Source organism: Brevibacillus sp. AG162 (assembly GCF_006715575.1).
In the GTDB taxonomy this organism is placed as follows: Bacteria; Bacillota; Bacilli; order Brevibacillales; family Brevibacillaceae; genus Brevibacillus; species Brevibacillus brevis.
Genome location: NZ_VFNO01000003.1, coordinates 837,442 through 857,955 on the forward strand (window position 1 = coordinate 837,442; position 20,514 = coordinate 857,955).

At 43.9% G+C, this 20,514-nt stretch carries 6 protein-coding genes and 1 pseudogene; 6 read left to right on the forward strand and 1 reads right to left on the reverse strand.

Annotation, left to right across the window (positions count from 1 at the left end; all coding sequences use genetic code 11):
* Nucleotides 1-9: 9 nt before the first annotated feature.
* The 6 genes and pseudogenes from fdhD to FB479_RS13795 all read left to right on the forward strand — a co-directional run bounded on the left by fdhD (nt 10) and on the right by FB479_RS13795 (nt 19,016).
* Complete coding sequence (gene fdhD / locus FB479_RS13765; RefSeq protein WP_185746372.1) at nt 10-831, forward strand: formate dehydrogenase accessory sulfurtransferase FdhD; 822 nt, start codon at nt 10-12, stop codon at nt 829-831.
* Nucleotides 818-1,825 carry a GTP 3',8-cyclase MoaA gene (moaA, locus tag FB479_RS13770; RefSeq protein ID WP_142065647.1) on the forward strand — a complete coding sequence of 336 codons (1,008 nt, stop codon included), beginning with the start codon at nt 818-820 and terminating at the stop codon, nt 1,823-1,825. The genes fdhD and moaA overlap by 14 nt, the downstream gene beginning before the upstream one ends.
* Nucleotides 1,785-3,097, forward strand: a pseudogene (locus FB479_RS13775) (molybdopterin molybdotransferase MoeA). Before moaA ends, FB479_RS13775 begins: the two are co-directional and overlap by 41 nt.
* Before the next feature lie 87 nt (nt 3,098-3,184).
* Nucleotides 3,185-5,440 carry an ATP-binding cassette domain-containing protein gene (locus tag FB479_RS13780; RefSeq protein WP_142065648.1) on the forward strand — a complete coding sequence of 752 codons (2,256 nt, stop codon included), beginning with the start codon at nt 3,185-3,187 and terminating at the stop codon, nt 5,438-5,440.
* 164 nt (nt 5,441-5,604) lie between these two features.
* Complete coding sequence (locus tag FB479_RS13785) at nt 5,605-6,159, forward strand: dihydrofolate reductase family protein (protein WP_142065649.1); 555 nt, start codon at nt 5,605-5,607, stop codon at nt 6,157-6,159.
* Between the two features lie 836 nt (nt 6,160-6,995).
* Complete coding sequence (locus FB479_RS13795) at nt 6,996-19,016, forward strand: non-ribosomal peptide synthetase (RefSeq protein WP_142065650.1); 12,021 nt, start codon at nt 6,996-6,998, stop codon at nt 19,014-19,016.
* 171 nt (nt 19,017-19,187) lie between these two features.
* On the opposite strand, the gene FB479_RS13800 is transcribed toward FB479_RS13795, so the two are convergent.
* The gene (locus FB479_RS13800) at nt 19,188-20,471 is read right to left on the reverse strand and encodes a cytochrome P450 (protein ID WP_185746365.1); all 1,284 of its coding nucleotides are present in this window, start codon (nt 20,469-20,471) and stop codon (nt 19,188-19,190) included.
* Nucleotides 20,472-20,514 lie beyond the last annotated feature (43 nt).

Sequence of the window (20,514 nt, forward strand, 5' to 3'; positions counted from 1 at the left end):
ACGTTCGTGATTCAACCTGTGTGCGTTTTATCACATGTCCTGCATTATAAAAATGGTACTTTAAAAGAAGTGGAAGATTCCATCGTGACAGAGTCACCCATTACGATCATGTTGAATCAGGAAGAGTTTGCGACTTTAGTTTGCAGTCCGGAATACATCGAAGAACTCGTCATTGGTTTTCTGGCGTCTGAAGGAGTGATAAACGCGTATTCTGACATAGCAGATCTCTTCATAGACGAAACAACGGGACACGCCTATGTGGAAGCAAAAAAAGTGAACAAATACAACCAGCTGTTTCACTCGAAAAGATACGTTACTTCCTGTTGTGGGAAAAGTCGGCAAAGTTTTTACTTTTATAATGATGCGCGAACAGTGAAAAAGGTTGAAGCCAAAGGAGTCTTGCTCTCAAGTACTGATTGTTTTCGATTCATGCAAGAGATGCAACACTCTGCAAAACTCTTTCAAAAAACGGGTGGCGTTCATAATGCTGCCTTGTGCGATAAAAACGGATTTGTTCTCTCCAGAATGGATATAGGACGACATAATGCACTCGATAAACTATACGGATATTGTTTGATGCATTCCGTATCTATTGAAGATAAAATCATGGTCTTTAGTGGCCGCATCTCTTCCGAGGTATTGTTGAAAGTAGCCAAGATAGGATGTAGCGTTGTTTTATCAAAATCAGCTCCTACTGAATTGGCTCTTCGTCTGGCACAGGAGCTTGGTATTACCACGGTTGGTTTTATTCGAAATCAGACGTTTAACGTGTACACCTGGCCCGAACGAATTGCAGAGGTAGAAAGGGGGAAGTCCAGTGATTCCAAGTGAATTGGTGGACGCTTTTGGTCGTGTCCATGACTATCTACGCATTTCGGTAACGGATCGTTGCAACTTGCGATGTGTTTACTGCATGCCTGCTGATGGAATGGAATTTGAACCTGATGAAAATATCCTGTCCTTGCAAGAAATAACCGAGGTTGTGAGGGTTTTGGCCGAAATAGGGGTCAAAAAAGTAAGGCTGACAGGTGGAGAACCATTGGTTCGCAATGGCATTGAAAATTTGGTATTCGCGATAGCGGAAATTCCAGGAATCGAAGATATCGCTATAACTACTAATGGTATTTTCTTGGCGAAAAAGGCCGAAAAATTAAAAGCAGCTGGCTTGAACCGTGTGAATATCAGTCTGGATACATTGAAAGCGGATCGTTTTTCGTTGATTACCCGCGGTGGTGATGTCCATCGAGTTCTGGATAGTATAGCTGCATGCCAACAAGTAGGGATCGATCCGATTAAGTTGAACGTCGTTCTTATGAAGGGGATCAACGATGACGAAATAGAAGATTTTCTTCAGTTAACGATCGATCGTCATTTACAAGTGCGATTTATTGAGTACATGCCCATCGGCCACAACGACATGAAGTGGAAGCAATCCTATCTGCCGTTGTCCGCCGTATTGGACCGTTGTCATCAATTGGGCTGGAAAGTGACGGAGAGTCATGATGTGCGAGGCAACGGACCCGCACAAACTTTTCGGATAGAAGGGGCCAAGGGGAGTTTTGGGCTTATTCATCCCGTGAGCGATCATTTCTGTGAAACGTGTAACCGGCTTCGTTTGACCGCGGATGGAAACATAAAGCCATGCTTATACTGGTCGGATGAGTTTAACGTTCGTAAGTGCATTGGAAATGATGAAGCGGTACGCGACCTCTTTTTCCGAGCATTGCATATCAAGCCACTGAATCACGAAATGGCCAAAGCTTTAGCCGATGAGAGTCAGTCGCATGTACCAACCGTTAGGCGTATGTCTCAAATTGGAGGGTAGTGTAGTGGACATGGAAAGAGTGGAAAGCGTGAATCGATTTCATCGAAATGCGGTTCAAGTCGTGGAAGCGCAGCGCAGAATTGAGCAACATTTGAATCATCTAGTTGCAGAAGAAGTCTCATTGGAAAATGCCTACAGTCGTACGTTGGCGGAGGATATCATTGCGCCAGACAACTTGCCTCATTTCCGGCGTTCCGGGATGGATGGTTTTGCGATCATGTCCAGTTCAACTCGCGGGGCATCACCTGAATCTCCTGTTCTTTTGGAAGTGATCGACAATATTCCTTGCGGGACCCTTCCTACAAAAGAATTATCGCAAAGAACGGCCTCCCGAATCATGACGGGAGCGATGGTACCTGAAAATGCAGACGCAGTCATCATGCTGGAAATGACAGACGACTTTGAGGAGCAGGGCAAAACATACATTTCGATAAAAAAAGAGGTCCACCCTGGGCAGAATCTGACTCCAATTGGCCACGAAATGACAAAAGGCGAGTGTGTCCTGCAAAAAGGGACAGAAATCCGTGCTGGTGAGACCGCGTTGTTGGCTACATTCGGTTTCTCTCGCGTCAAAGTTTATAAGCGCCCAATCATCGCGATCTTTGCAACAGGCTCAGAGCTTTTACCTGTAGATGCTCCGCTTGCTCAGGTAAAATTCGAAACAGTAACTCTTACATGCTGGCGGCACTTATTCGGGAGTCAGGAGGGATTCCGTTACAGATGGGATCCATCCCAGACGAAGCGGATCAGGCACAAAATCTTATTCTGGAAGCATTTTCCGTTGCGGATTTCGTGATCACATCAGGTGGAGTATCGGTAGGCGACTACGACATTCTCGTAGATATTTTAGAAAAATGGGAAGGGAAGGTCCTGTTTAACAAAGTAGCGATGCGACCGGGAAGCCCTACGTCTGCAGGGGTTTGGAATGATCAATTCTTGTTTGCCTTGTCAGGCAATCCGGGAGCGTGCTTTGTTGGTTTTGAGCTCTTCGTTCGTCCCGTGACCTTGGGTATGCAGGGTATTCAAAATCGTTACTTGCAGGACTTTACTGCTTTTCTAGGCGAAGATTTTACAAAGGTAAATGCGTATCCTCGGTATGTTCGCGGAAAGTCGTATGTAATCGATGGCAAGGTATTCGTAAAGCCTGTCGGGATTGACCAATCAAGTGTTACGGTATCCATTAAAGATTCCGATTGCTTGATCAAGATTCCACCTGGAGGAAAGGGAATTCTACAAAGTGAACTTGTATCGGCATTAATGCTTAGAGGATAATTCTAACCGCATTCGGTACGAAAGCTTCCTTTTGAATGGTACAATGAAAATATAAGTAGAAATGAATACTGTCGGGAGGATGTTGGCATGAGCGAATCTAATCAGGAGTATATCGTAATCTCCGGTGCGAGGGAAAACAATCTCAAGAACGTATCCTTGCGAATTCCCAAGCGGAAGATTACGATCTTCACCGGTGTATCTGGATCCGGCAAGTCATCGATCGTCTTCGATACGATCGCCGCAGAATCCACGCGATTGCTGAATGAGAACTTCAGCATGTTCGTGCGCAATTTTCTGCCCCGCTATCCACAGCCAGATACAGACGCGATCGAGAACCTGAGCATGGCGGTTATCGTGGACCAGAAGCGGCTGGGCGGCGGTTCCCATTCCACAATGGGGACGATTACTGATATCTCCCCCATACTCCGTCTTCTCTTCTCCCGAGTGGGTAAGCCCTATGTTGGACAAGCGCATATGTTCTCTTTTAACGATCCACAAGGTATGTGTCCCGAATGTAACGGGATCGGTCGCAAATTAGGTGTCGACATCAGCAAGGCGGTGGACATGTCCAGGTCGTTGAATGAAGGGGCAATCATGCTGCCGGACTATAAGGTAGACAGTTGGGATTGGACGATCGTCGTGCAGTCGGGGTCCTTCGACCCAGACAAGAAGCTGAGCGATTATTCGAATGAAGAACTGGAGCAACTGCTCTACGGCAAGGCGAGAAAAGTGAAGATGGATTTCGCTGGGAAGGCAACGAATATTACAGTGGAAGGCGTCATTGAGAAGTTCACCAACAAATACATCAAGCAGGATGTAAAGACGAAGTCTGAGCGTACACAAAAGGCTGTTGCGCCATTCATCTCAGAGGGTACCTGCTCCAGCTGCCATGGGGCAAGACTCAGTCAAGCCGCGCTCAACTGCAAGATCAATGGGCTCAACATTGCGGAGATGTCCTCCATGGAGGTCGGTCAGCTTATCCGAGTTATTCGGGAGATTGACGATTCGGTCGCCGCGCCGATGATCAAGTCGCTTACGGAGCGGTTGCAACATCTGGTGGATATCGGACTTGACTATTTGACGCTGGACCGTGAGACGGATACATTGTCCGGCGGCGAGTCGCAGCGCGTAAAGATGGTGAAGCATCTGAGCGGCAGTCTGGTGGATGTCACTTACATTTTCGATGAGCCCAGTGTTGGCTTGCACCCCCGTGATGTGCACAGGTTAAATGAATTGCTTCAAAAGCTTCGCGACAAGGGCAATACGGTGATTGTCGTCGAGCATGATCCCGATGTGATCAAGGTGGCAGATCATATCGTCGACGTCGGGCCGAACGCCGGCAGCCACGGGGGTACCATCGTGTATGAAGGAAGCTTCCAAGGCCTGCTGGAATCAGGGACACTGACTGGCACCCATATGAATCGGCCGCTCCAACTGAAGCAAGATTCCCGGCAGCCGTCCGGCAAGCTGTCCATCGAGGATGCCACACTGCATAACCTGCGAAACGTGAGCGTTGATATTCCAACCGGAGTGCTGACAGTAGTTACGGGTGTCGCCGGCTCAGGCAAGAGTACGCTGATTAACGAAGTATTCCTTAGCAAGTATCCGGATGCAATTGTCATCGATCAATCGGCGGTAGGCGTGTCGACACGTTCGAATCCCGCGACCTACACAGGGATTATGGATGATGTGCGCAAGGCGTTTGCTTCCGCGAACAAGGTCAACCAAGGCTTGTTCAGCTTCAACTCCAAGGGGGCTTGCGAGAACTGCCAAGGGCTGGGTGTGGTGTATACAGACCTTGCATTCCTTGAAAGCGTGAAGCTGCCGTGCGAAGTCTGCGGTGGTAAACGGTTCAAGGAAGAAGTGCTCGCGTACAAGCTGAACGGCAAGTCAATTGCAGAAGTGCTGGAGATGACTGTAGAGCAGGCATTGGAATTTTTTGAGTTAAAAGAGGTTGTGCGCAAACTCCAGGCGATGAGTGATGTGGGACTGAATTATATTACACTCGGCCAGCCACTCAGCACGCTATCGGGCGGGGAATGTCAGCGCATCAAGCTGGCAAGCGAGCTGCACAAGAAAGGCAGTATCTATGTGATGGACGAGCCGACAACTGGCCTGCACATGTCAGATATCGGTCACCTTTTGGAGATTATGAACCGCCTCGTGGATGCCGGCAATACGGTAATCGTCATCGAACACAACCTCGATGTGATCAGCCAAGCAGATTGGATTATCGATATGGGACCGGACGGAGGAAGCAATGGCGGTCAGGTGGTCTTCGAGGGCACACCTAGACAAATCATCCATGCGGAGCAGTCGATTACGGGAAGATACTTGAAGTAATCCATCATTATAAAACAGCTTACTTAATGGTACCTATCGCCAATTAAGTGAGCTGTTTTTGCATATACCGGTTTAATCGAGACCTTTTTGTTACGAATATGACATGAGGTGACATATTTACAGGTCTATACTGGGTGGTAGATCAACGAAAGGAGTAATCAATCATGAAACGAAAAATCATATTAGATTTAGCGGTCACTTTAGACGGTTTTATTGAAGGGAAAAATGGGGAAGTTGATTGGTGCATAATGGACTCTGAGATGGGGTTTGTTCAGTTCCTACATCAAATTGATACAATTTTATATGGAAGAAAAAGTTATGATTTATGGGGGCAATTTACACCAGAAATTGACCATTCTGATATGGAAAAAGAAATTTGGGAATTGGTTCATCGTAAACAAAAATATGTGTTTTCCAAGACACAAAAAGGGACTGATCATAAAGCAATATTCGTAAATGATCATATTCTCGAAGTCGTAAATCAATTAAAGAATGAGCCTGGTAAAGACATCTGGTTATATGGTGGAGCCAGTCTTATCACAACTTTTATCAATTTAGGGCTTGTGGATGAATTTCGATTATCTGTTCACCCTGTTATTTTGGGAGAGGGAAAACCGTTGTTTATGGATATAAAACAGAGGTTGAATGTAAAACTGGTGAATACAAGAACGTTTTCCTCTGGTGTTGTGCAACTCATCTATCATTTGACCAAGTCGTAAGTAGCGGGTTAGAACTCAGATATATCGGGGTCCCAGGAAGCAATAAGACGATAATAACCAGGTATTGGTCGCCCTCCATGACAAATACAGGGTTCTTGAGAGGCCTTGTTCTTCCGATAGTAGTAGGTTGCTTCAAGGATGCCGACAATACCATATGAGGAGGAAAATATTTACATGCAATTCACGAATGCTGTAAAATACTGTAAGTTGGGTGTTTCTGGCTAAATCGAATTCCCTACCGGGCTAAGACAATTGGCCATCTGGGCGCACTTCTGGATGGCTATATGAGCGGTACGTATCGGAATACTTTGTCGAGGGGAGGGTGACACGATCACGAGTCGTTACCTATCTGGTTCGATGCTCGGAATTGCAAGAGAATTATGGAGGGGGCACGAAGCGATGAGGGCATTTTTGTTATCAATTATTCTCGTTTTGGGACTGGGTAGCATCGTTACGAATGGACAAGATTCAATCCCTAAAGACACCGTAATACAATATGAGCATGGTGTTGGTGGATAAACAGTGATACTAAGCATCCTCTTTTGGGGATGCTTAGTATCAGTTGATGGGGGCAAATTGCTGAAAATATCACCGAAACGATACGCTGCAAGTATAATGATGCATCAACAAAAGTTTCAACGCTGTGTGGAAATGTTCTGGAAATATCGGCTGGGAGAAATGAGGAATGCGAAACATGTTCCTACTACTCACTGTACGGTTGATTGCCATGCGGAAATGCTGTAGTTAAGCAAGTGATAGTATCTCCTCACATGGGGCAGAAAAAAGTAGGTTACTTTACTCTGTCTATACACAAAAAAGAATAGGTGGAGGAAAAAATGAGAAGCGAAAATCCCGATCAGTTTTACAGATTATCTCATGCACAAAAAAGAATCTGGTATATCGAAAATATGTATCCTGACACCAGCATAAATTTGCAAACGATAAGCTCTTATGTTCAACAAGATATTAACTTTGAAGTCCTTGAAGAAGCCATTACTCTTTTTATGCGAAAGCATGAAAGTATCCGGCTGAGGTTATCTGCTGTTGATGGAGAAATCAAACAGTATTTTTCTGACTTTGATCCCATTCATATTGAAACCATTTATTTTAATATGTACGAAAATCCCTGGGAGGAATTTGACCGAAGATTGTTAGCGAAGGAAAATTTTCAACTCAACATGCTTGATACTCCGTTGTTCGCAATTTATTTTTTCAAAATAGAGGATAGACAAGGTTTTATTTTTAAAATACACCATATCATTTCAGATGGATGGTCAAATGCATTATTTGTTAATTTCATTTGGGATTACTATCAAGCAAAGGGAGACCTATCTTTACAATCGTCTTTACTAGATACATTTCATAATCACACATTCTCCTATATCGACTATTTGGAAAAAGAGGCTGCATACATAGATTCTTCAGATAGGTTTATCAAAAATGAAAATTTTTGGCTGGAAAAATATGCGGATTTACCAGAAAGAGCAATGACTGATAGTAAGCAGATAAAAGCCAATCGGAAAACGTATCTGTTTACAGATGAACAATCTGCATCTATTCGAAACTTTATTAGTGACAATCAAAAATCGTACAATACTTTCTTTACTTCAGTCATGTATGTCTATCTGCATAAAATTTATAATATTGAAGATATTGTTTTAGGTACTCCTGTATACAACAGATCGGGAAAAGAAGAGCGAGCGCTTTTTGGCATGTGTACATCTACCCTACCACTTAGACTGAAGAGTTCCCCTAACGTAACCATTTCCGAACTGATGACTTATGTCCACCAAGAGACTAAACGTTCTTATATTCATCAAAAATATCCTTTTGATTTATTGTTTCCCCTATTGCAAACAAAGCACGGTAATCTTGAAAGTCTACATGATGTTACTTTGAATTTTTTGAATTCCAAGTCTTTTCATAAAATCAATGGAGTACCTGTTATTTCAGAATGGCATTTCACTGGACAGCAAATCGAACCACTTCAGGTAAGCATACGTGAAGGGAATGAACATAAGCTTACCCTGTATATCGATTATAAAACGGACCAATTCAGCGATGAGGAAATCGATCTCATTTATTGGAGATTGAAGTGTATTATTAGTGAAATTCTCGACAAGAAAAACATCAGATTGAAGGAATTACAACTGTTGGACCAGTCAGAAAGAAAGGTGCTTCTGGAAGACTTCAACGATACAGAGAAAGAATTGAAGAAAAAGAGTGTTCATGAGATGTTTGCAGAGCAAGCTTCTTTGACACCCGATAACATAGCTATTGTATTCAAAGAAAGATCGCTAACCTATGAGGAGTTGGATAGGAAAACGAATCAATTGGCCCGATTCCTACAAGCGAAGGGAGTCGGAGAGGAGAGTGTTGTAGGGGTCATGATGGTTCGTTCAGACCTCTATTTACTAAGTATCCTGGCGATAGTGAAAACGGGAGCGGTCATTCTGCCTCTTGATCCCGATTATCCTCAGGAACGAATTCGATACATGCTTAATGACAGCCGTCCAATTCTTATACTCACAGATGGCTCTATGTTAGAGGAACCATATGGTGAACAAACGGTACTTTCCATAGATCAAGCACTCACTTCTGCAACAGGTATGTCATCTTCTCAAGTGCTACGATCTAGAAAAGATCCCGGGCCTCTATATATTATATACACTTCTGGCTCCACCGGAACGCCGAAAGGGATTATTATTGAACACGGTACAATAACAAATCTAATTCAATGGCAACAGACCGAAATGATGACGGATCTTTCTTACCCCAAGATACTCCAGTTTGCTTCCATTAACTTCGATGTCTGCTATCAAGAAATTTTCAGTGCGTTATTATGTGGCGCCGAGCTACATGTAATACCAGAGGAGCAAAAGGGGAATCCCGAAGCAGTCGTTCAGTTTATTGCAGAGAATGAACTAGAAGTCGTATATTTTCCTACAGCCTATCTAAAATATGTGGCTTCAGAAATAGATTTATTAAAAGCGTTGTTTAAAGGCAGGTTGCGTCACCTCATTGTCGCGGGCGAACAATTGGTTATTAATCCAGATCTGAGATCATTTTTACAAGAAAATGAAGTAATCCTACATAATCATTATGGTCCGTCGGAAACGCATGTAGTTACTGCACTTGCTATTCACCCGAAATCCGGCAATGTCCCTAGTATTCCATCTATAGGACGTCCCATTTGGAATACCGGGATATATATCATAAGTCCGGATTTTGACTTGCAACCAATCGGCGTATCCGGTGAATTATGCATTAGCGGCGTAGGACTTGCTCGTAGCTATGTTAATCTTCCTGACATGACAGCAGAGAAATTCATTACTAATCCATTTGATCCGGGAAAAAGAATGTATCGGACAGGCGACCTAGCGAGGTGGTTGCCAGATGGGAATATTGAATATTTAGGACGAATGGACAGTCAGGTTAAAATCCGTGGATTTCGCGTTGAGCTTGGAGAAGTGGAAACACATCTTCTGAATATTGAATCCATAAAGGAAACAGTGGTAGTACCCTGGAAAGATGTTTATGGTCAGGTACAACTTTGTGCATATTTCGTTGACGATGGACACTGGACGCCTCGCCAACTAAGAACGATTCTTTCTAAAGAACTACCTGGATATATGGTCCCTTCCTGCTACATACGTATGGAGCGATTGCCACTCACTGCAAACGGGAAGGTCGACTCAAAAGCACTGCCTGCCCCGGAAACAAGCATGCTTACTGAAGAGGAGGGCGTAGGTCCACGAAATGCACTGGAACAAAAACTTCATGAGGTATGGCAGGATGTACTACAAATACAAAACATCAGTATTGAGGACAATTTTTTTGATATAGGGGGCCATTCACTAAGGGCTGCTACCCTGGTGACCAAGCTTCATAAAGAGTTGCATATTAACCTTAGTTTGCGAGAAGTTTTTCAGAACCAAACCATCGAGCAAATGGCTCAAGTCATTAGAGGCAAAGAGAAAGTCGTCTATACTGCCATTCCCGTAATCGAAGACAGGGAGTCGTACCCATTGTCTTCCGCTCAAAAACGTATGTATATATTGAACCACTTGGAAGATGGAAAACTTATTTACAACATGCCCGGCATACTGTTGATTGAGGGATTGCTATGTCGATTCCGTCTGGAGACTGCATTCCGCGATTTAATCTCACGTCATGAAACCCTGCGAACCGGCTTTGAGATGGTAGAAGGGGAACCTTCGCAACGAATATATCGGGAAGTGGACTTTGCTTTGGACTATCATATAGCGTGTGAGGAGGAAACAACGAGACTGTTCAGGTCATTCATTTGTCCATTTGATCTTAAGAAGGCACCGCTCTTGAGGGTTTGGCTCATTCAAACAAAGAGTGACCGCCATCTTCTATTTATTGATATGCATCACATCATAGCGGATGGGGTTTCCATTTCGATCCTACTGAGGGATCTTGTTCACTTATATAATGGGACAAAGTTGCCTGAACTACGGATTCAGTACAAAGACTACGCCGTGTGGCAGCAATCGAACTTGCAGGATATCATGAAACGGCAAGAGGCATATTGGCTGGATGTGCTAAGCGGAGATCTCCCGAATCTAGAGTTGCCTTTGGATTATTCACGACCGTCTATTCAAACTTACAACGGGCAAACTTTCCGATTTGTGATCGATGCTCAGACGAGAGAGGGAATTCGGCAACTCTCGGAAGATACCGGAACGACATTGTTCATGGTACTACTCGCGGTCTATACTCTCATGCTTCACAAATATACGGGGCAGGAAGATATCATTGTGGGTACGCCCATTGCGGGTAGATCCCATGAGGACCTTTATCCTCTGATGGGCATGTTTGTGAACACCCTCGCTATCCGAAGCTACCCGAGGGGTGATCAATCATTTCTATCTTTTCTCGAAGAAGTTAGACAAACGACGCTAGGGGCTTTCGAACATCAAGACTATCCGTTTGATCAGTTGGTAGATAGACTGCAACTTCAGCGGGATGTCAGCCGTAACCCAGTGTTTGATACGTTGTTTACTTTGCATAATGAGATAAATCTGGATGTGCAAATGGATGGTTTACTGTTGAAACGGTACCCTAGCGATTATTCGATATCAAAATTTGATTTGAGTCTTGACGTAACTGAATGCGAGAACGGGTTGGAGTGCAGTTTTGAATATGCTACTGCCTTGTTCGATCCAGATACGATCGAGCGAATGGCTAAGCACTATAGTCAATTAATCAGATCCATTGTGGAAGATCCTTCAACAAAGCTTGCTCACATCCGAATGATAACACCAGAGGAAGAGACAAAGATTCTTCATGAATTTAGCAGTCCTGAATATGCCAATTATTCACGGGAGAAGACGATCAACATCTTGTTTGAGGAGCAGGTAGTACGAACGCCTGAACAGATTGCGGTGTGGTTCGAAGAGGAACGGATTACTTACAAGGAGCTTAATGAAAAGGCCAATCGGCTGGCTCACACATTACGGACTCAATGTGTGCAACCAGATCAGTTAGTAGGTATACTTGCGGAACGTTCGCTGGAGATGATTATTGGTATTTTAGCAGTCCTCAAATCAGGAGGAGCCTTTGTGCCAATAGATCCCGGATATCCTGCGGAGCGAATTGAGTTTATGCTAGAGGACTCACAGGTTGAAGTGCTCCTTTCACAAACCCACTTGAAGGAGAAGGCTTTCTTTGCAGGCAGATGGATCATGCTAGATGAACCGGTGTCTTATGCTGAAGAGAGCACGAACCTCGTGTCGATCCATACGCCGGCAAATCTGGGCTATGTCATATACACTTCAGGAACGACCGGACGACCAAAGGGAGTCATGATTGAACATCAGCAAATGATGGTGATGGCAAGTGCATGGAATCAAGCGTATCAATTGGAGAATGCGGCTATTAGGTGGCTACAAACGGCAAGCTTTTCATTCGATGTCTTTACCGGCGACTGGATGCGTGCTCTCTTATTTGGTGGTGAACTAATCCTTTGCTCCAGCTATGCGAGGCTCAATCCAGCAGAAATGTATGAATTGTTTCGGAAGCATAACATTCAAGCGTGGGATACAACACCAGCAATAGTCATCCCATTTATGGATTATGTTTATGAAAATCGCTTAGACATCGATAGTCTTCAGTTACTGGTTATAGGAGCAGATCATTTTCCTGTAGAAGAATATCTCAAATTGTTCAAACGGTACGGTACACATATGAGAATTCTTAACAGTTATGGAGTGACTGAGACGTGTATCGATGCTTGCTATTTTGAACAGTCGACATTCAAGCCACTTATGCGTGTACCAATTGGCAAAGCTTTGCCGTCGGTTCATCTGTACATTCTAAATGCGGAGTTAGCACCTCAGCCTATCGGTGTTGTTGGAGAGTTATATATAGGCGGTGACTGCGTAGGTCGGGGGTATTACAACGATTTAGTAAAAACGTCTCAAAAATTTGTGGACAATCCTTACCAGCTAAACGGAAAAATATACAGGACAGGAGATTTGGCAAGATGGTTGCCTGACGGGAATGTCGAATATTTGGGACGGTTAGACGACCAGATTAAATTCAACGGTTACCGGATCGAGTTGGGTGAAATTGAATCACAGCTATTGAGCATAGTGGGTATAAAACGTGCTATTGCTATCACACGTGATGAATACGAGCAGAAGAGGCTGTGCGCCTATTTTGTTGGAGATCGGCCTTATACTAGTAACGAACTTAGGGATGCTCTCTTGGAAAAACTGCCCGTATACATGATACCGACACACTTTGTACAGCTACCCCAGCTACCACTGACTCCGAATGGGAAAGTTGATCGTAAAGCCCTTCCTGCACCTTCAGAGAGGCGAATGACCGAAAGTTCGTATGAATCTCCAAGAAATACGGTGGAAAGCGTTCTCGTATCGATATGGCAGAGTGTTCTAGGCGTCGAAAAGATCGGGATCAGAGATCATTTTTTTGAACTAGGGGGCGACTCGATTAAATCGATTCAGGTTGCTTCCAGGCTGTATCAAGCGGGATACAGGCTAAACGTAAAAGATTTATTTAAATATACGACTATCGCCAAAATAAGCGCCTTTATCGTTCCTGTTGGCAGAGTAGCGGAACAAGGAACGGTGGAGGGACCAAGTAAACTTACACCGATTCAACATTGGTTTAATCAAGTATGGACTGTTGATCGACATCATTTTAACCAAGCAGTCATGCTATTTCGGAAACAGGGGTGGGACGAAGGTTCACTCCGCGAAGCAATGGAAAAGATCGTCGTACATCACGATGCGCTGCGAATGGTACTACGGGAATCAGAAGCTGGCGTAGAAGCTTGGATACGGGGCGTTCAGGAAGGTGAACTATTTAGTTTAGAGGTATTTGATCTTAGGAATATGAACAATCCAGCACAATATATAGAGATTCATGCTAACGAGACCCAAAGTAGTATTTGCCTAAAAAACGGTCCGTTAGTGAAGGGTGGTTTGTTCCGTTGCGTGGACGGAGACCATCTGCTTATTGTCATCCATCATTTCGTGGTGGACGGGATTTCATGGAGGATCCTGCTTGATGATTTGGCAACAGGTTATGAGCAATCTCTTGCTGGTGATACTATTTGTTTGCCGAAAAAAACGGATTCCTTCCGGGATTGGACAGAACAGTTGTCCCTCTTCTCGCAAAGTCCTTTATTCCAGAGTGATCGGGAGTACTGGAGGCAGGTTGGCAGGTTCCAGCAGGAATGCTTGCTAGCAAAAAACACCCAAGAGATGCCAGTGGCCAAAGACATTGAAAACGTAATCGTTCTGTTGAACAACGCGGAAACAGAACAGCTCTTAAAGCTGACGCACCGGGCATACAATACGGAAGTGAACGATCTTCTCCTGACGACACTAGGCTTGGCGATTCACCATTGGACGGGTATGAAACATGTGCTAATTAACTTGGAGAGTCATGGCCGGGAAGGTATTCCTGTAGATCTTGATATTTCCCGTACCGTGGGTTGGTTCACAAGCGAGTTTCCTGTTTCTTTGGAGATAAGGGAAGATCTCTCCATTGGCATGCAAATCAAGTATGTAAAAGAACAGCTTCGCCAAATTCCACATAAAGGAATGGGCTTCGGCATTGAGAAATACCTGAATCCATTCCACCACGGCGACGAGTTAGAATTCGCGCCAGAAATCAGCTTTAACTATCTGGGTCAATTCGATCAAAACCAACATAATAGCATTTTCCAGCAATCTCCTTATTCAAGTGGAAGCCTTGTTAGCCCTCGTTCCTACAGTACGTACTTGATCGATATCAACGGAGTGGTGTCAAACGGCATACTTTCATTTGTTATCAGTTACAACACGATACGATACGATAGGGAAGAGATAGAGAGTTTTGCTGTGCTACTGAAAGAAAGTCTCCAAGCAGTTGTAAGTCATTGTGTGGGGAAAGAAAAACCGGAGTTGACTCCTAGCGATATTGGTATGAAGGGAATGACTATTGAGGAGTTAGACTTATTGGCGGATAGAATTTCTCCTCGTGGCCAGCTTGAGAATGTGTATGCGCTCACGCCGATGCAAAAGGGGATCCTTTTTCAAAGCATATTGGAACCTTCCACTTATTTTAGTGAATTGTCATTTGATTTTCACGGGGCGTTGGATATCGACCATTTTAAGCGAAGTCTTGACTGCTTCATTCAAAGACACGAGGCGCTTCGCACCAACTTTCTCCTCGGAGGAAATGGAGAATATCAGCAGGTAGTATTCAAAAAAAGACAAAGCGAGTTTTTGTACCGGGATTTGACAGCAATGGAGAAGGACCATCAGGAGCATTTTATCTCCAATCTGCTCATAGAGGAAAAAGCTAGAGGCTTCGACCTAGGTGCAGATACGCTTTTGCGGGTTTTCGTTCTACGTAAGGAAGAACAAGTATACCAGATGATCTGGAATACGCATCATATCATCATGGATGGCTGGAGTTTGTCTTTGATGTTGAATGAAATATTCGACACGTATTCCATTTTGATGAGAAATGAGCTGCCGCGGGATGTCGAAGCCGTTTCATTTAGTAGATATATTGCGTGGTTGGATCAGCAGGATGAGAAAGCAGCTGTTGATTACTGGCGCGAGTATTTGGCAGGATTCGAATATAACACAGAGCTCCCCTTTGGCTTAACTTCTAGCGGGGCAGATGGCTACGTTTCTAAACAAGTGAGATTTAATCTAGGCAAAGAGTGGAGCAAACAATTACAAGAGATGGCAAGTAAGCACGAGGTGACACTACATACATTAATACAAACGGCATGGGGGATTCTGCTTCAGAAATATAACAACCATCCGGATGTCATTTTTGGAAGTGTCGTATCCGGTAGACCGGCGGAGTTGAGGGGCGTGGAGAGCATCATTGGCCTCTTAATCAATACCATTCCGGTACGAATCAGAGCCGAGGAAACAGATTCTTTTGCAGATGTTATGAGAAAGACACAAGAGCAGGCTTTGGCCTCATTTGCTTATGACACATACCCGCTCTATGAAATTCAAACCCTTAGCGACCAGAGGCAGGACTTGATCAAGCATTTGATGGTCTTCGAAAATTATCCGATGGACAAGCAGTTACAGCAGTTTGGTAACGACGGAGGAGCGCCTTTTGCCCTTCGTAACATAAAGTCAGCAGAACAAACAAACTATGACTTTAATGTGATTATTGTACCATCTGAGGATATCGAGGTTTGCTTTGGCTACAATGCTAGTGTGTACAATGAATCAGATGTAGTCTCGATACAGAAGCATTGGATGTATCTCCTTGCGCAAATCATGGAGAATCCATACATTCGCCTACCTGAATTGGAGCTTCTTGCAGAGAAGGATAAGCGTAAGATCAGAGAAGAATTTAATTCTCAGGTATGTGAATATCCTCGCAAAACGACGATACACGGTTTGTTCGAGGGTCAGGTAGAGCGAACGCCAGATTTGACTGCAGTGGTGTATGAAGACAAGCACCTCACCTACCGCGAGCTGAACGAGAAGTCGAACAGATTGGCCCGGAAACTTCGATCAAAAGGAGTCAAGCCGGATCACTTGGTCGGACTCATGGTTGAACGGTCAATGGAAATGATTGTGGGTGTGCTGGCGATATTGAAAGCTGGAGGCGCCTTTGTACCGATCGATCCGAATTATCCAGAAGAACGGATAAATTATATGCTGGCAGATTCAGGAGCAAAGCATTTGCTGTTGCAAAACCACCTGAAGGATCGGGTTGTCTTTGACGGCGATAGGATAACACTTGGCGAAGAAAGTGGGGACGGAGAAGACGGTTCGAACTTAGTTCAGGTGGCAGAAATAAATCATCTTGCGTATGTGATTTATACTTCAGGAACAACCGGGAAGCCGAAAGGAGTTATGCTTGAACATCGAGGCGTATGCAACCTAAAAGCATTGTTTGATCAAAAGCTCTCCATCCGTGAGCATGACAACGTGATACAGTTCGCCAGCCTGTCCTTTGACGCTGCTGTTTGGGAAATTTTTCAGGCGCTATTTTGTGGGGCGACTTTATTTATTCCCACAAATGCCACAATCCTTAACTTTCAACTATTTGAAAGGTATATGGCGGAGCATCGCATTTCCATCGCGACATTACCACCATCATATGCGACTTATTTAGATCCAAAGCAGATGCCTCAATTAAGGGTATTAATAACGGCAGGTTCTGCATCTTCTCCACAATTGGTGTCAAAGTGGAGCCCACATCTGATGTACTTCAATGCGTATGGACCGACGGAAGATTCAATCGCAACTACGATTGGGTCAGTAGTATTGGATCCGACTGGAAGTAGCAAGATTTCGATCGGCCGCCCGATTTCAAATCATCAGGTCTATATTTTGGATGCTTTCAGACATTTGCAGCCTGTTGGTGTTGTGGGAGAACTGTGCATCGCTGGGGTCGGCTTAGCTCGCGGGTATCTGGGGAGCCCCGCGTTGACGTTGGAAAAGTTTGTAGAAAATCCATTTGTACCTGGAGAGAGAATGTACCGTTCTGGTGATCTCGCTAGATGGCTACCGGATGGTAGTCTTGAATATGTAGGAAGGATCGACCAACAAGTGAAAATTCGGGGATATCGGATTGAACTTGGCGAGGTAGAAGAGAAGCTGCTGGGGATAGATGGGGTTCTCGAAGCAGTGGCGATATCCAGAGAAGACGAAGCGGGACAAGCCTATTTATGCGCCTATTTCACAGGTGATCAAAAACGAACGGTTCATGAACTGAGAGTCGAGCTGTCCAAACAGTTACCGCAGTATATGCTTCCGTCCTATATTATGAAGCTGGAGCGTTTTCCTCTCACTCCAAATGGGAAAGTGGATCGTAAATTGTTGCCTAAACCGGCGGATATGATGAAAGATACAGACGTACCAGTTGCTGCGACTACGCAGACGCAAGCTCGGTTGATAGGTCTATTTTCTGAGGTGCTAGGAATCCCTGAAGAACAAATTGGTATTTACAGTAATTTTTTTGAACTTGGTGGTCATTCCTTGATGATTCTAAATTTGTTGACCAAGTCCTATTTACTGAATTGGAATCTGAATATCAAGGATTTCTACGATTTCCATACAATAGAGGAAATCGCAGCGAAAATTGACGGAAAATCAATTGGGAGAGCGGGGATAAATGATACGCAAATCGAATGGATTGATCTTCGTGGAGAATTACATCAGGTGACACAGTCCAAAGTCCTAAGACGTACGCTAGGAGAGGTTTTGCTACTAGGGGCGACCGGTTTTCTTGGAATTCATGTGCTCTACGAGCTTCTTACCAAAACAGATGCCTCAATCCATTGTATTATTCGCGGTAGGAATCGAACGATGGTCTTTAACCGATTAAAGGATAAAATGCGGTTTTATTACAAGTCTACAAGTGAGGTACAGTTGCAAGCCTGGTTTGAGCGGATTCGTGTGTATGCTGGTGATATTTCCGACAGTGGTTTAGGGATTGAGCTAGAAGAGCTCCTACGGCTGGGAGACACAATAGATACGGTTATCAATACGGCAGCACTGGTCAAACATTTTGGATTCGAAGAAGATTTTGATAAATCGAATGTACTTAGCGTACAGAATATGGTGGATTTCTGCTTATATAATCAGATTCCGCTTCATCATGTCTCCACAATGAGTGTATCTGGCACTACTGTCCTAGGAGATTCTCAAGGTGTTGTTACTTTCACAGAAAACGATTTCTACGTTGGTCAAAATTATAAGGATAATGTGTACATCCGATCTAAGTTTGAGGCGGAGAAATTGATCTACGACAATCTGAAGAAAGGATTAAGAGGTTCTGTTTATCGTGTGGGGAATTTAACAGGGAGATTTTCGGACGGCGTCTTCCAAGAGAATATCGAGGAAAACATGTTCTATATGAATCTGAAGTTGATAATGGAAACAGGTATTATGTCTTCGGAAATGTTGAGTCAGCCTGTGGAGTTTACACCCGTTGATATTTGCGCAGAGGCCATTGTATCCATCATACAAACGGAAACAGAAGGAAAAACGTTTCATATATATAACCATCGCTATGTATTGGGGCAACGCTTGTATGATGCTTTCCAAGCGAGTGGATTTTCCATTAGGGTAATGGCTGCGGAAGACTTGGAGCGATACATTGAGCAAACACTGAGAGGCGATAGAGCATCAGGAAATTTTGGGGTCAGGATGTTGCATGACAAGAGTGAGGAAACGGCAGATCAGCAGTACCCAAGGATTATCCAGCAATCGACATTCACGATCGCGTATCTGAAAAAGCTGAATTTTGAATATCCGGAAATAGATTTGCCATACCTGCGTAAATTGTTTGACTATATCCTTTTGGTCAACTACGTTCGGAAGACATAAGGTCTCGTAATAAAGGGGTGACTAAAAAGTCCCGAAATAGTAAAGAAGCTAGGGAAAACTGTTTCGTTTTTCTCTAGCTTCTTTTTTGTCCCATCAAAAAAGTGATGTTCCATGAGGTCCATCACCGATTTATTTTCTAGTATAAAACTATACTTTCAACGAACTGCATGATCATACAAATATCGGATGTTGTCTTTTGGCTTGTACATATAGGTTACTCGGAGTCATGGAGAAACCGATCTGTGGTGTAAGGGGGGGCTGGTCTTCGGGAATGTGTAAAGTAAAGCGACTGAGAAGCAGCGAAAGGACAGTACTAATTTCCATGATGGCAAAATTCATACCTATACAACTTCGAGGACCAATACCGAACGGGAAATAAACAGAAGGTGATGGGGCTGGAGAGCCAGGGAGAAACCGTTCTGGAAGAAATTGATTTGGTTTCTCAAAATAACGCTCATCACGGTGAAGTATGTATTGAGGTATATAGATATCACTTGCCTGTGGGTACATAACGCCATGGATGTTCACATCTTCTGTAGCTTCCCTAGTAAGTGCCCAAGAGGGGGGGTACAGTCTCAAAGATTCTTTGATAACGGCAGATGTATACATCAATCCATTTAAGGTATGGATATCTGGTGACCGATCCCCACCTTCGTAGGTTTTTGCTTCCTGCACGATGTTCTCTATGCATTCGGGATGCTGACAGAGTAAATATAACGTCCATGTCAGAGCGGCCGCTGTAGTTTCAAAACTTGCTGCTGTCATAGACATGATTTGATCACGGATAGCTTCATCGGACATACCAGACTCCATCAATGTGGCGAGTAGGGTATGTTCGGACTGTTTTGGATTAGAGCGATACTTTTCCATCATGCCATAAACAATTTTGTCTAGCTCTCTAATAATATTTCTAGGATTTTTGACTGAAAGGGAGGGTGTGTTTTGGTGCCGCATGAGCTCGCTGATTTTCCATATTCCATTAATGAATGGTTCTATATCTTGTTCAATTTCATATCCGAAAAGAGACCGATTTGTGATGCGAAGTACAAGCCTGGCCATCTCATGATTAATATTTATCATCCCACCGTTACCCCAATGATCTAGCATTGCATTGGTTTCACGAACCATAATCTTGACATAGCTAGCAATATCACTCGCTCGAAAATGAGGACTTATCATTGTCCTTGCTTTCCGATGTTGATCTCCGTCAGTGGTTATAATGCCGTCCCCGAGCAGCATAATTTTAACTAACCGTGCACCACGTCCTTTAACGAAAAGATGATGTTGAGTAACTAAAACTTCCTTGATGTCATCGGGATGAAGCAAAAAATACATATTTTTTCCGCTTTTTTGATGTAATCGAATCACATCGGTTTGTCTTGCCTTTTCTGTAAGAAACGCGAGGGGATCAACCGTATAAGCTGAAAGCTCTTCCTCAATTAACCGTCTGTTCATTTTTTCATCTCCTCTAATTAAGACAAAAACCATCCTAGCAAAC